The organism is Fictibacillus sp. KU28468, assembly GCF_026153615.1.
In the GTDB taxonomy this organism is placed as follows: Bacteria; Bacillota; Bacilli; order Bacillales; family Fictibacillaceae; genus Fictibacillus_C; species Fictibacillus_C marinisediminis.
In genome coordinates this window covers 1,997,737-2,010,462 of record NZ_CP110666.1, presented here as the reverse complement: position 1 = coordinate 2,010,462, position 12,726 = coordinate 1,997,737, and the positions used below count along the sequence as shown (strand labels likewise).

Sequence of the window (12,726 nt, the reverse complement as noted above, 5' to 3'; positions counted from 1 at the left end):
CTAAATGCCCTGTAAGGAGTAGTTAAAAAAAGTAAATTCGGGAACCGTCTGAATCAGTGAATGCTTATGGGCCAGCTCAAAATAATGCTTCAGCCCTTTCAAATGGCTTTCCCCGAAATCATAATTGATGCCATGGAAATAGTTTGCCCAATAAGAGTATTCCCCTCCATGGGCAGGCAGGATATGGCTGATCATCTCATGATATTCGTCTGACTTTGTCTTTTGTTTGCTCTCTGACATTTCAAATAAGAGCTTCTCCAGAAGAGCCGGCTCTCTTTCAATGCTGTCGTTTCGCACGGCCATGACGGCATAGGTCATCGGAAGCTCTGTATGCTTATACCACAGTTCGCCCAGATCATACACATGAATGTCTTTCTCCTGCCGCCAGTCGGCTTTAATGGCATCCTCCCCGATCAGCAGGCAGGCTGAATGATTCTGCAGCATCTGATCATAGTCTGGTGCCATCGTTTCATAGACAGGATCAAATCCGTAAAATTCTTTAAGGATCACTTTCAAAAGAACGACCGAAGTTGCAGAACTTGAAGTAAGTGCGATGCTCTTTCCGTCCAGATCTTCAATGGCTGTTTTTGAGAACAATAGAATTGATCCTACCTTACCGAAAGTCGATACGGATAAATTAGGGAAAAGGCTGTATTGATGGCTGTTTTCCCCAAAAGAAAAGGAAGAAATACCGCCAAGGTCAATTTCCCCCCTGGCCATTCTCCGGTTCAGCTCAGCCGGTATCTGCGGAATGAACTCCGCTCCGGTATTTTCAATCTCTTTTTTATTCAAATAGAAAAATAGAGGAAGGATGTTTGTATATTTAATCTCGCCGATATTGAGCGCCATTACTCTCCCCACCTTTTAAATAAATCATGTTGCACGCCGAGGCTGTCCAGCGCTTTGCCGACTAAGAAATCAACAAGGTCGTCAAGGGTCTTCGGCAGCTGATAAAAACCAGGCATCGCAGGCAGGATCTTGCCGCCTGCCTGTGATACTTTAAGCATGTTTTCCAGATGAATACTGTTTAGCGGTGTTTCACGCGGCACGAGTACGAGCTTTCGCCCCTCCTTAAGCATTACATCCGCCGCCCTCTCAAGCAGGTTGCCGGACGCTCCGTGTGCGATTCCTGACAGTGTACCCATCGAACAAGGAATGATGATCATGCCACTGTTCTGATAGGAGCCAGAAGCGATCGGAGCTTTAAAGTCTCTTTGCGTATGATAGTGAAGTTCGCCGCTGCTCCCCTGTATAAAGTATTCTTGAAGAATGCTGCCGCGGTCTGTTGTATCCCATCCGAGCTCTTCGTGAAAAACCTGCCAGCCGGCTTCAGTGACCATGAGGTGCACTTTATGGCCGCCCTTCAGCAGTTCCTGAACAAGGCGTACACCATATACAGCCCCGCTCGCTCCCGTAATTCCTACGGCAAAATTTTTCATAGCAGCAAATCTCCCAACGAGAAAATAAACATAACGACGCTCAGGATTCCATTCATCGTAAAAAAGGCAACGTTCAGCTTCGACAGATCTTCCGGAGAAACCATCGAGTGTTCATAGATCATGATCGCTCCTGATAAAAACACGCCGGCAAAGTATACCCAGCCGAACGATGAGACCGCACCGAGAACCAAGAAAGCCGAGAAGCTGACGACATGGAAAAAGCGTGCGATGAAAAGTGCCTTTGGAATCCCAAAATAAGAGGGAATGGAATACAAGCCGTGGTTCCTGTCATAATCCGCATCCTGCGTGGCATAGATCACGTCGAATCCTGCCGTCCAGAACAAGACACCTGCATAGAGCAGAAAGGCTTCAGCAGAAAGGGTTCCCGTTGCTCCAACCCATCCTCCAAGCGGAGCGAGAGCGATCGTTGCACCGAGAATGACATGGCATAAGTAGGTAAAACGTTTCGTATAGGAATAGAATACTAGAAAAAATACAGCCAGAGGCAAAAGCCATACGGAAAGAAGGTTAAGCTGTGAAGCACTTACAAACAGCAGAACAAAAGAACCGGCAATAAACAGCACAGCTTCTTTCTTGCTGATTAACTTTGCAGGAATAGCCCTCGTCGCCGTTCTGGGATTTTTTTGGTCGATCCTGGCATCGATGACACGGTTGAGCGTCATCGCAGCGCTTCTCGCGCCTACCATCGCCAGTGTAATCCAGATCCATTCCGTTATGGACGGAAAAGTTCCTTCTTCCACTACATTTCCGAGAATCGCCCCCAAAAATGCAAATGGAAGCGCAAATAAAGTATGTTCAAACTTTATCATTTCAAGAATGATAGCTAATTTCTTATACACGAGCGATCTCTCTTTCTATGTTTGTTTAAGTCCCATGTGCATAGCCGCCGTTCCGAACGTATATGGCTTAACTGTAACTTGGGATAACCCCGCTTCTTCAAATAACGCCTTCAATTCATTCCTATCAAGGAATTCTCCGGCAGATTCCTGAAGCCAGGAATATTCATTATAGCTTTTTGCCAGAAGTCTGCCGAGAAACGGCATGACGACCGAAAAATAAAAACGGAAGACATGCTTTACGATCGGTGTGGTCGTCTGAGAAGTTTCCAAACAAACCACTCTGCCTCCCGGTTTAACCACGCGTTGCATCTCCTTGATTACCTGGAGATAATCCGGAACGTTCCGAAGACCGAACCCGATGGTCACGTAATCGAACGTATTATCGGGAAAAGGCAGTTCCATAGCATTCCCGTGTATCAGCTTTACATTCGGGCACTTCAGCTCCGAAAGCTTTTTCTTGCCGACTTCCAGCATGTTCTTGCTGAAATCCAGTCCGGTTACTGACCCGGATGCTCCGACCGCTTTCGCGAGAGCGATGCTCCACTCCCCTGTGCCGCAGCATACATCGAGCGCACGGCTTCCTTCTTTCACAGCCATGCGCTTCATCGTATCATTGCGCCATCTCGTATGCTGCTTAAAGCTGATCACGTTGTTCATAAAGTCATATTGACCTGATATTTTTTCAAAGACCGAATGGACCCGCTGTTCTTTTAATTGTTCCATCGCTTATCCTTCCTCCGGCAATAAATAGTGAGGTGCTTCAAGCAGTGCCCTCATTCTCTTTTCCATGACAGCTTTTAAGGTAGCCGGCTGCTTTTGTGTCTTAAGTTTGTGGCGGGCTAGCAGCAGATCATTTTTAATCTGATGGTGATAATCTGAAAAAAGAGGATCAGGGCATTGAGAAGCAGCAGAAACAAACAAGAACTCAGAGATAAACGGAATGAACTCTTCCTTGCCAAAGTGGCGTGCTACCCTTGTCAGGATACCAGCCTCCATGCTTTTGATTCCGTTTGTAATTTCATCAGGTTTTGATTGTTTGCTGTAAAAAAGCTTCATCTTGCTTTCGTTTACATCCTGAATCCCAAGTGAGAGTACCCGTATTAACGGAAGATCTTCACAGAGGGATAGCATAAAATAGTAGAGGCTGCTGTAATAGTCTCCCGCCAGAACGGTCAATTGCCGCTCTTTTACTTCGTCCTTTTGAATCTTCAGTATGTATTCATGCATATCGAGTGCACTCTGGACGAGCATGACAGCTGCGTAATATTCCTGTAATTCCTCGCCTTCGTATCCGCTTTCTTTCAGAAGCGAATAGGCAATCAGGCATTTATCGTTATTGATCCGGGGAACATCGACATACTGCTTTAGAAAAGAATGTTCCATCGTTCGTAAAACATATTCATTTAACTTATTTATTTCCTGGATGATCTTCATGTCCCTGCCCCCACATCCTGCAAATACAGCTTACTCTATCTATTATTTATTATATCATACCGGCCATTCAATAATTGTTTACACCTTAAAGTATCAGGCGTAAAGAAAACTTGGCACAAGCCAAGCTTTTATACTTCCGTGTCAACTTCACCGTGCCGTGTATAAATGACCGCCTTGCCTCTTACTTTAACCGCAGATGTATGCTCGGTGAACTGAGCGAGCATGACCTCTCCCTTATCAAGCTTCTCTGAATGGTGGAACCTGGTCTCAGTCCCCCTGGTCAAGCCAATCACGTTAACTCCGTTTTCTTTCGCTTTAATCACAAAAAACTCATTCTCGTTCATTTTCTCGTTCGTTTTCATGCCGAACACTCCGTTTCTTTTAAATTAACCGCGAATAAACGTGAGCACTTCTGCTCTTGCAGCCGCATCCTTAACAAATATCCCTCTAACTGCAGAAGTTATGGTTTTTGAGCCGGGCTTTTTCACTCCGCGCATGGTCATGCACATATGCTCAGCCTCGACAACGACGATCACACCATGAGGTTCAAGCGTCTCTACGAGCGCATCAGCAACATCTGAAGTAATTCTCTCTTGAAGCTGGGGCCTGCGGGTCACTGCCTCAACAGCTCTTGCAAGTTTGCTCAGACCGGTTACTTTTCCTCCTCTTGGGATATAGCCGATATGCGCTTTTCCAAAGAAAGGAACAAGATGGTGTTCACACATGGAATAGAACGGAATGTCTTTCACGAGTACCAGCTCTTCATGATCCTCTCCGAAGATCGTAGCAAAGTGCTCTTTCGGATCCTGGTTCAGTCCCTGAAACACTTCCTGGTACATTTTAGCCACTCTTTTCGGTGTATCAACAAGTCCTTCACGCGACGGATCTTCTCCAATGGCCTCAAGGATCATGGTAACTGCCTGTTCAATTTTTGCTCGATCGAATTCCTTCACTGCGGTAGCCTCCATTTTCATTCCTGCAACGTTTCATGTAGGTTCATTTTCACGTTTGCTGTACGTTTTTCTAAAACCGATTCTAGCATATGTAACAAGCAATGGCAAAAAAGGAGAGCTCATTCCACACTTTTAACACAAAAATAAAAGAACCGCATAATGCGGTTCTTGCTTGCCCTATGTATAAGATTATTTTAGAGCATCCTTAAGGGCTTTTCCTGGTTTGAAAGCAGGCACTTTGCTTGCTGCGATTTCGATCTCTTGACCAGTTTGCGGGTTGCGACCCTTACGAGCTGCACGCTCACGAACTTCGAAGTTACCAAAACCGATAAGTTGTACCTTGTCACCTTCTTTAAGTGTTTCAGCGATCGCCTCGAATACTGCATCAACAGCTTTAGTGGCATCCTTTTTAGAAAGTTGAGTTTGTTCAGATACTGTATTTACAAGATCAGTCTTGTTCATTCCATTCACCTCCTCTCAAAGAACGCTATTATCTATGCATTTGTTTTTCGGCTGTCTTACTATCATAAAGCGCTGGGCCCTGTTTTATACAAGATTTACTAAATACTTTCGTAACAAGCCTTATATTAAACGATAAGTCATAAGAATTCAATATTTTTATGCGGAAAATAGCGAAAAGCCGACTTTTATAGAGTCTTTTTGCCTATTTCCAACAAAAAAAGACTCCATTTAAGGAGCCTCTCATTATAAAATAATAGCGATTAATCCTCCAGAGCCTTCGTTTATAATGCGCTCAAGGGTTTCCTTCAGCTTGTATCTTGCATTCTCCGGCATAAGTGAAATCTTGCCCTGAATTCCTTCCCTCACGATGGAATTCAGCGATCGTCCAAAGATATCAGAGTTCCAGATGGATAGCGGATCCTCTTCAAAATCCTGCATAAGATACCTTACGAGTTCTTCGCTCTGTTTCTCTGTGCCGATGATCGGCGCAAATTCTGATTCCACATCAACTTTAATCATATGAATAGAAGGCGCTACCGCTTTCAGCCTGACGCCGAACCTGGAGCCTTGTCGGATGATTTCCGGTTCATCGAGGCTCATGTCGGTCAAGGCTGGAGCAGCTATTCCGTAACCTGTTTGTTTGACCATTCTCAGTGCATCAGCTACCTGGTCATATTCCTGCTTTGCATAGGCGAATTCTTGCATCAGCTGCAGCAAGTGATCTTTGCCCCTGATCTCTACTCCTACGACTTCTTTTAAGATCTGATCATAGAGGTCATCTGGAGCAAACAGGTCAATCTCTGCAATCCCCTGACCCATTTCAATGCCTGCAAGCCGTGCTTCGTCTATAAATTCGAAGTCGCTGAAGCTGCCTACTACCCGGTCGACATCCCTCAGCCTTTTGATATCCTTCACCGTTTCCCTTACTGCTTCTTCATAGCTTTCCCGCAGCCAATGTTCGTCCCTCAGCACCATGACCCAGCTTGGCAGGTTCACATTGACTTCAAGAACCGGGAACTCATACAGCACTTCTCTGAGAACATTGTTTATATCATGCTCTGTCATGCTCTCTACACTCATGGCCAGAACTGGAATATCATATTTCTCGCACAGTTCTTTGCGCAGCTGCTCTGTATCAGGATGATGCGGCTGCACAGAGTTGACCACCAGGATGAACGGCTTGCCGACTTCTTTCAATTCATCGATAACTCTTTCTTCCGATTCGATATAGTCGTACCTTGGAATCTCTCCGATCGAACCGTCTGTGGTGACAACCACTCCGAGAGTGGAATGCTCCTGGATGACTTTTCTTGTGCCGATCTCAGCAGCTTCATGGAAAGGAATCGGTTCATCATACCATGGTGTATGAATCATTCTTGGCCCGTTCTCATCCTCATAGCCTTTTGCGCTCGGCACTGCATAGCCTACACTATCCACCAGCCTTACATTAACATCCAGGCCTTCTCCGACATGGATTCTGACCGCATTGTTCGGAACAAACTTAGGTTCCGTTGTCATGATGGTCTTTCCTGCTGCACTTTGAGGAAGCTCATCCTGTGCCCGCTGGCGCTCACCGTCATTTTGGATGTTCGGCAGCACGACCAGCTCCATAAACCGTTTAATAAAGGTAGATTTCCCTGTACGAACAGCACCGACTACTCCGAGATAAATGTCTCCTCCTGTCCGTTCAGCGATATCTTTGAAAATATCGATTTTTTCCATTCATTTCCCTCCCGATCCAAATAAGTTCCGGATGCTATTCTTGGACATTACATAATATGATGTTGTCCCAAAAATATGATAAGGAATGAAAGTTTTTTCATACAAAAATCAGCGATGGACCTCAGTTCGTTTTATAGACCGGGAGAGAAGCACAATCAATTGTGATCTTCCGTGTGCAAACTGTCCAGGTTATCACCATGTCCGTTTTTATATAAAAAACCCTCCTCCTTTTCTATGAATGTATTAAAAAGGAGGAGAGTTCATGCCAATTATTTATCTCGTGTTGTATAAAGTTATTGATCAGATGCCAAAAAAACAGGCTCTCCGTTCTTTACAGTATAGGGAACGGAACGCACCGGCACAAAAAATGAGTCCTGCACAAGGAGCGGACGGATGTCTTCTCCTTTTTTTACATGCTGCCCCTTTTTCAGCAGATGGTAGAGATCGATAGAATAATCCACATGAACTTTTGAATCATTATCTACAATAAATGGAAGGTTCTTGCCGGAATAAGGGCTTACTGCGTATGGTGCTTCTTTGTAGCCCATCTTTTTATAATCAAGGGTATACCTGCCATTAGTCAATATCTTTTGATATGGCGGATATTTATGGGTTCGAATATATTCTTTCAATCTGGTTTCCAGATCCTGAGCTTTGTTTACGATCACCAGGTCAATCAGCCTTACTTTTGGTTTCGTTTCCGCATCGATGAGCACATATTGAAACGTACCTCCTTTTTCGAACGAATTGCCGGGAGGCTGCTGCATGTATTTTGGAATCAGCCTTCCAAAATCAATCGGATACTTTTCATAAACGTCTGTGGAGGCGTCTTTGTTTTTGATCGGAAGCACAGACGTGTCTTTATGGTAATCATCCACTGCGGACTGAACCATGGCCATCTGATCCTTGTATGGTATACGGTTTTCGCTTTTTTGGCTGTCTGGATACAGGCAGCCCGTCAGGCTGAAGAGCAGGCAGACTAAGAACGTGAGAGAACAGATTTTTTTCATGGTTCTGGCGTACCTATCCTTTCACCGGTCCGCTAAAGACTACGAGAACAATTAAGATGCCTGCTGTAATCATGCAAATATATGCGATAGCCGCCAGTATGTATTTAAAGATTCCTTTCAGTTTCGATCTGCTGATCATAATAGAAAAAACCGCAATAAACATCAATGCGATGGATGAAAGCGCAACCCACATTTTCATTAATCCTGCGTCCATATGTATCCCCCTTTGCATACAGCGTAAATTATAGCATAAAACAAAAGAAAAGCGTAAGCGCTCATGTTTTGGTCCGACAAGCGCTGGAGCAATTACACAGCAACACGCTCTTTGTGTTGTGGCGGAAGTGTGAAGCGACCAAAGACGAATTGTTTTCAATTCGTCCTCCGAGGGCTTATGCTGAAAACAAGAAACACGTTTTCAGCCTTGGGCGCTGTAGCTAGACATTACTTCTTTCTTACAACAAAAAAAGGCAGGCCGATGTCTGATACACCGCCTGCCGAACGACTAAAAACCCCAATTTGCAGATTGATTGGCTATCCGTTAAAGTTGTCCCTACTTGTTCTCGAACATTTTAGATAATGTGCTGAAATCAAGAGGCACATTGTTATTGATTACAGCACTGACAATTTGGTCTTCTTTTTGTTTGGAAACAGGGACACCGGCCAAGGAGGCTACCTGGGAAATCAGTCTTCTTAGAGTGCGCTCATCCCGCAGATTTTCATTGCTGACGGTCTGGGCAAGTTTAAAGATATCTTCTTTCTTAACGTTTGTTTTCTTTTCAACTTTATCAAAAAATTGATTGTTACGATCCATTTTTCGTCCTCCTCCAACAACCTATTCACCATTATCCTATGCGTTAGTCTAATAATCGTGAAAGAAATCGGAGAGATAAACCAAATGGATTATTCCGTAATATTTAAATTAGATAAAAGAGAAGAGACGTCTTCCACTTCATGGGTCCTGCTTCTTCTCATCAGTTCATCCACAGCTTCTTTCGCATTTTTTCCGTCGAACAGCACGTCATGAAGAACATTTGTGATCGGCATCTCTACATTTTCCTTCTGAGCCAGCTGGTAAGCCGCTTTTGTTGTTCTGACTCCTTCGACAACCATGCCCATTTTTTCAAGTACCGCATCGAGCGCTTCCCCTTTGCCGAGCATGTTTCCGGCTCTCCAGTTCCTGCTATGGACACTCGTACATGTAACGATGAGATCTCCGATTCCTGTCAAGCCTGCGAATGTCAGAGGGTTGGCTCCCATTTTCGTTCCAAGCCTGGCGATTTCAGCAAGCCCACGCGTGATAAGAGCGGCTTTGGCATTGTCTCCATAACCAAGCCCGTCAGACATACCGGCTCCAAGCGCGATTATATTCTTCAGTGCTCCGCCGAGTTCAACCCCTACAATATCCGGGTTCGTGTAGACCCTGAAGTTCTGGTTAATAAACAGATCCTGAACAAACTCCGCTTCTTCTACATCGACTGAGGAAACCGTAACCGTGGTCGGCTGCCGTAATGAAACTTCTTCCGCATGGCTTGGCCCTGAAAGCACAACAATGGATTTGCGCACTTCAGCAGGTACTTCTTCTTCAATGATTTCAGATACACGCTTATACGTTTCCGGTTCTATTCCTTTGCTGGCATGGACGATCGTTACCGGATGATCCAAGTGCGGTACCAGATCGCCAAGCACTTCTCTTATCGCCTTTGTAGGAGCGACAAGCAAGATCATGCCCGCGCCTGAGACCGTTTCCTGAAGATCGGTAAATCCGCGGAGCTCTTCTGGAAGCGAGATACCCGGCAAATATTTTTCATTGGTATGTAAAGAATTGATTTCGTTGATCTGTTCTTGTCTTCTTCCCCATAACCGGACATCGTGTCCATTATCCGCTAAAACGAGGGCCAGCGCTGTACCCCAGCTGCCGGCACCGATTACTGCTACTTTTTCCATTCCTACTCCACTCCTTACTTAATGCCCTATTTTTCTTTCATTTCCTTTTAAAAGTCTGGAGATATTGGTGCGGTGCCTCCATATGGAGAGAACACCGATCAGTGAAGCGCATAGCGCCGCGTCAAAAGGGATTGTTTTTAAAATAAACATTAATGCAGGCGTCAAAATCATAAAAACGATGGAACCTAAAGAAACATAACGGGTAGCTGCAATGAGAAGAATCACAACGATCCCAGATATGAGTGAAGGGATGAACGAAGCTACCATAAAAACACCGATGGTCGTCGCTACCCCTTTACCTCCTTTAAATCCGTAATAGATGGGCCAATTATGCCCGATAATGGCCATCGCTCCCGCAGCGATGGCTGCGGTCATATTGTAATGGAGTCCAATTGCAGCCCACACAGGGATCATCCCTTTTAGCCCGTCCAGCAGGAGCACGCCGATGGCAGGTCCTACACCGATAACCCGCAGCGTGTTCGTGGCTCCTGCATTTCCGCTCCCCAATTTGCGTATATCCTCTTTTTTCAGCCCTTTAGTGATGATATAACTGAAACTGAAGGAGCCTAATAAATAAGCACCGATAAACAGCAAGACAATCTGCATGCCGTCTACCTAATCATTTTTTTTGCGGGCAACGATTCTGATCGGGGTACCAATAAAGCCAAACGTCTCCCTTACCTTGTTTTCAAGGAACCTGCGGTATGAAAAGTGAAGAAGTTCAGGATCATTGACAAAAAGAGCGATCGTAGGCGGCTTAATGGCTACCTGAGTGGCATAGTTAATTTTCAGGCGCTTGCCGTTGTCCGTAGGTGTAGGATTCATTGCCACAGCATCCATGATCACATCGTTCAGAACGTTCGTCTGAACACGAAGGGAATGGTTTTCGGCCACTTGATTGATCAAAGGATAGAGAGTATGAAGTCTCTGTTTTGTTTTTGCTGATACAAAAAGAATCGGAGCATAGCTTAGGTACAGGAAATGATCCCGGATCTTCTGTTCAAATTCACGAAGTGTTTTATCATCTTTTTCAACGGCATCCCATTTATTCACGATGATAATGACCGCTTTTCCTGCTTCATGGGCAAAGCCTGCCACTTTTTTATCCTGCTCGATGATTCCTTCTTCCGCATTCAGAACAACACAGACAACATCGGCTCTTTCAATGGCTTTTAAAGCACGAAGAACACTATACTTTTCGGTATGCTCATAGACTTTTCCTCTTTTTCGCATCCCTGCAGTATCAATAATCGTATATTTCTGTCCTTCACGGGTAAATTCTGAATCGATCGCGTCTCTTGTTGTGCCGGCAATATCGCTTACAATCACACGCTCCTTGCCTAAGATCGCATTAACGAGTGAGGATTTACCAACATTTGGGCGTCCGATTAGGCAGAAACGGATCGTTTCATCATCTTCCTCTTCCTCGGGCTGTTCCGGAAAATGGCTGAATACCGCATCGAGAAGGTCTCCAAGGCCAATACCGTGCGAACCCGAAACTGGAAAAGGCTCTCCCATTCCAAGGGAATAAAAATCATAGATCAAATCCTTGCGTTCAGGATTATCTATTTTGTTGACTCCAAGAACAATGGGTTTCTTTGAGCGATGAAGAAGTTTTGCCACCTCTTCATCTGCGGCGGTTACCCCTTCTTTCCCATCGGCAAGAAAAACAATAACATCCGCTTCATCGATAGCGACCTCAGCTTGCTGTCTCATCAGATGCAATAACGGTTCATCTCCGATTTCAATTCCGCCCGTATCAATTATATTAAATTCACGGTTCAGCCATTCAGCTGAACTATAGATTCTGTCTCTTGTCACACCTGGCATATCTTCCACGATAGAAACCCGGTCTCCGACAATACGGTTAAATATTGTGGACTTCCCCACATTTGGTCTTCCGACGATGGCCAAAACTGGCTTTTGCATGTCGACACATCCTTTTTACTTAATAGTCCAAAAAAAGAAAACCCTTCCGCGATGAAGGGCCGCAATAATAGCTAATTTATTTTAGCAGATAAAAGTATAACCCACAACCGTCATTCAGCGCAGACTCACCTTGATACACGTCTTATCATTTTTCCTCTCCCTGCTTCTGCGGACAAAAAATGTCCGAATTGCTTTACGCCTTCAAAGACTAAGCACAGGGCAACTGACAAGGAAACAACATCAAGGAAATTAAGACTTCCCAGTTCAATGCTCCACGTTAGTTTTTTAATAACAACGTGATAGACAGCCTCCCCTTCGCAATATCCCGCTGCGAGCACGATGGGACGAAAACGCGGATGTTTGATTAATAATAAAGAAAGAACAAAGAGAGCACCGGCAAGCAGCCATTTTACTTGTACAACCATCCAAACTGGATCATACATCGAGAATAGAAGCATGGCATTATAGGAAAGAGCGATCAGAAAAGAACAAAATACGTAATATAGGACCATCTTAAACGGCAATCTAAAAATCCATAAATAACAGCTTAAAAACAGAAATAGAAATGTAAAATTAATGCTCACAAGACCGGTGTCCAATACGAAGCCATGCGCGATCAGCAGGGTGAGAAGCGAGGCTGAATAGACCGTCCGCAGGGGCGATGCTTTCATTAAAAACGTACTGTAGGCCCATCCAATCCATGCAAACCAATAAAAGAAAATTCCATCCATCATGCTCTCCTCCTCTACCCCCATTATGGCTCAATCGAATAAAACCTAATCATGCAGTCATAATAAAAGCAAACAGAAAGGAGGCAGCAGCATGGGAAAAGACCGCCAGGAAAAAAAACTCCGCGAATCACACAGAGTAGAATCCGACCGTGACCAGAGTCTGAAATATTCTGGAGCTACATCGCTGGAAGGCCCGGAAGAAGCCAAAAGAAGAAATAACCAAAAAAGCTGAAACAAAAGAA

At 44.7% G+C, this 12,726-nt stretch carries 17 protein-coding genes; 1 reads left to right on the top strand and 16 read right to left on the bottom strand.

Annotated elements, in window-relative coordinates:
• The 16 genes from OKX00_RS10465 to OKX00_RS10390 form a co-directional block, all read right to left on the bottom strand.
• Positions 1-849 (bottom strand): menaquinone biosynthesis protein, encoded by an 849-nt coding sequence (locus tag OKX00_RS10465; RefSeq protein ID WP_265410316.1) that lies wholly within the window; start codon positions 847-849, stop codon positions 1-3.
• Complete coding sequence (locus OKX00_RS10460) at positions 849-1,439, bottom strand: UbiX family flavin prenyltransferase (RefSeq protein WP_265410315.1); 591 nt, start codon at positions 1,437-1,439, stop codon at positions 849-851. The genes OKX00_RS10465 and OKX00_RS10460 overlap by 1 nt, the downstream gene beginning before the upstream one ends.
• Positions 1,436-2,299, bottom strand: coding sequence for a UbiA-like polyprenyltransferase (locus OKX00_RS10455; protein ID WP_082316216.1), 864 nt, complete (start codon positions 2,297-2,299; stop codon positions 1,436-1,438). Before OKX00_RS10455 ends, OKX00_RS10460 begins: the two co-directional genes overlap by 4 nt.
• 15 nt (positions 2,300-2,314) lie before the next feature.
• On the bottom strand, positions 2,315-3,022 hold the full coding sequence (locus OKX00_RS10450) for a demethylmenaquinone methyltransferase (RefSeq protein ID WP_265410314.1): 708 nt from the start codon (positions 3,020-3,022) through the stop codon (positions 2,315-2,317).
• 3 nt (positions 3,023-3,025) lie between these two features.
• Positions 3,026-3,733, bottom strand: coding sequence for a heptaprenyl diphosphate synthase component 1 (locus OKX00_RS10445; RefSeq protein ID WP_256225951.1), 708 nt, complete (start codon positions 3,731-3,733; stop codon positions 3,026-3,028).
• Between the two features lie 128 nt (positions 3,734-3,861).
• Complete coding sequence (gene mtrB / locus OKX00_RS10440) at positions 3,862-4,095, bottom strand: trp RNA-binding attenuation protein MtrB (protein ID WP_053358050.1); 234 nt, start codon at positions 4,093-4,095, stop codon at positions 3,862-3,864.
• A gap of 24 nt (positions 4,096-4,119) precedes the next feature.
• Entirely contained in the window at positions 4,120-4,701 is a 582-nt protein-coding gene (gene folE / locus OKX00_RS10435) for a GTP cyclohydrolase I FolE (protein ID WP_416054320.1), read from the bottom strand.
• Between the two features lie 174 nt (positions 4,702-4,875).
• A complete protein-coding gene (locus OKX00_RS10430) occupies positions 4,876-5,148 on the bottom strand; it encodes an HU family DNA-binding protein (RefSeq protein ID WP_053358048.1) in 273 nt (90 codons plus the stop codon).
• A gap of 243 nt (positions 5,149-5,391) precedes the next feature.
• Complete coding sequence (gene spoIVA / locus OKX00_RS10425; RefSeq protein WP_265410312.1) at positions 5,392-6,870, bottom strand: stage IV sporulation protein A; 1,479 nt, start codon at positions 6,868-6,870, stop codon at positions 5,392-5,394.
• Positions 6,871-7,163: 293 nt separating this feature from the next.
• Entirely contained in the window at positions 7,164-7,880 is a 717-nt protein-coding gene (locus tag OKX00_RS10420; RefSeq protein ID WP_265410311.1) for a hypothetical protein, read from the bottom strand.
• Between the two features lie 13 nt (positions 7,881-7,893).
• Positions 7,894-8,094, bottom strand: a complete 201-nt coding sequence (locus OKX00_RS10415; protein ID WP_053358045.1) for a DUF2768 domain-containing protein — start codon at positions 8,092-8,094, stop codon at positions 7,894-7,896.
• Positions 8,095-8,430: 336 nt separating this feature from the next.
• Positions 8,431-8,691 (bottom strand): stage VI sporulation protein F, encoded by a 261-nt coding sequence (locus tag OKX00_RS10410; RefSeq protein WP_053358044.1) that lies wholly within the window; start codon positions 8,689-8,691, stop codon positions 8,431-8,433.
• A gap of 89 nt (positions 8,692-8,780) precedes the next feature.
• Positions 8,781-9,824 (bottom strand): NAD(P)H-dependent glycerol-3-phosphate dehydrogenase, encoded by a 1,044-nt coding sequence (locus OKX00_RS10405; RefSeq protein WP_265410310.1) that lies wholly within the window; start codon positions 9,822-9,824, stop codon positions 8,781-8,783.
• Between the two features lie 18 nt (positions 9,825-9,842).
• Positions 9,843-10,430 (bottom strand): glycerol-3-phosphate 1-O-acyltransferase PlsY, encoded by a 588-nt coding sequence (plsY, locus tag OKX00_RS10400; protein WP_265410309.1) that lies wholly within the window; start codon positions 10,428-10,430, stop codon positions 9,843-9,845.
• A gap of 9 nt (positions 10,431-10,439) precedes the next feature.
• Positions 10,440-11,753, bottom strand: a complete 1,314-nt coding sequence (der, locus tag OKX00_RS10395; protein ID WP_053358041.1) for a ribosome biogenesis GTPase Der — start codon at positions 11,751-11,753, stop codon at positions 10,440-10,442.
• Positions 11,754-11,878: 125 nt separating this feature from the next.
• Positions 11,879-12,487, bottom strand: a complete 609-nt coding sequence (locus OKX00_RS10390) for a YphA family membrane protein (protein ID WP_265410308.1) — start codon at positions 12,485-12,487, stop codon at positions 11,879-11,881.
• Between the two features lie 88 nt (positions 12,488-12,575).
• Between OKX00_RS10390 and OKX00_RS10385 the strand changes: the two genes are divergently transcribed.
• A complete protein-coding gene (locus tag OKX00_RS10385; RefSeq protein ID WP_082316214.1) occupies positions 12,576-12,716 on the top strand; it encodes a YpzI family protein in 141 nt (46 codons plus the stop codon).
• The last annotated feature ends 10 nt before the right edge of the window (positions 12,717-12,726 follow it).

Bases quoted from the DNA above. Each gene is read 5' to 3' on its own strand.
- der (WP_053358041.1), bottom strand. From the start codon at position 11,753: ATGCAAAAGCCAGTTTTGGCCATCGTCGGAAGACCAAATGTGGGGAAG.
- mtrB (WP_053358050.1), bottom strand. From the start codon at position 4,095: ATGAAAACGAACGAGAAAATGAACGAGAATGAGTTTTTTGTGATTAAA.
- OKX00_RS10460 (WP_265410315.1), bottom strand. From the start codon at position 1,439: ATGAAAAATTTTGCCGTAGGAATTACGGGAGCGAGCGGGGCTGTATAT.
- OKX00_RS10385 (WP_082316214.1), top strand. From the start codon at position 12,576: ATGGGAAAAGACCGCCAGGAAAAAAAACTCCGCGAATCACACAGAGTA.
- OKX00_RS10420 (WP_265410311.1), bottom strand. From the start codon at position 7,880: ATGAAAAAAATCTGTTCTCTCACGTTCTTAGTCTGCCTGCTCTTCAGC.
- OKX00_RS10410 (WP_053358044.1), bottom strand. From the start codon at position 8,691: ATGGATCGTAACAATCAATTTTTTGATAAAGTTGAAAAGAAAACAAAC.
- plsY (WP_265410309.1), bottom strand. From the start codon at position 10,430: ATGCAGATTGTCTTGCTGTTTATCGGTGCTTATTTATTAGGCTCCTTC.
- OKX00_RS10405 (WP_265410310.1), bottom strand. From the start codon at position 9,824: ATGGAAAAAGTAGCAGTAATCGGTGCCGGCAGCTGGGGTACAGCGCTG.
- spoIVA (WP_265410312.1), bottom strand. From the start codon at position 6,870: ATGGAAAAAATCGATATTTTCAAAGATATCGCTGAACGGACAGGAGGA.
- OKX00_RS10390 (WP_265410308.1), bottom strand. From the start codon at position 12,487: ATGATGGATGGAATTTTCTTTTATTGGTTTGCATGGATTGGATGGGCC.
- folE (WP_416054320.1), bottom strand. From the start codon at position 4,701: ATGGAGGCTACCGCAGTGAAGGAATTCGATCGAGCAAAAATTGAACAG.
- OKX00_RS10415 (WP_053358045.1), bottom strand. From the start codon at position 8,094: ATGGACGCAGGATTAATGAAAATGTGGGTTGCGCTTTCATCCATCGCA.
- OKX00_RS10445 (WP_256225951.1), bottom strand. From the start codon at position 3,733: ATGAAGATCATCCAGGAAATAAATAAGTTAAATGAATATGTTTTACGA.
- OKX00_RS10430 (WP_053358048.1), bottom strand. From the start codon at position 5,148: ATGAACAAGACTGATCTTGTAAATACAGTATCTGAACAAACTCAACTT.
- OKX00_RS10450 (WP_265410314.1), bottom strand. From the start codon at position 3,022: ATGGAACAATTAAAAGAACAGCGGGTCCATTCGGTCTTTGAAAAAATA.
- OKX00_RS10465 (WP_265410316.1), bottom strand. From the start codon at position 849: ATGGCGCTCAATATCGGCGAGATTAAATATACAAACATCCTTCCTCTA.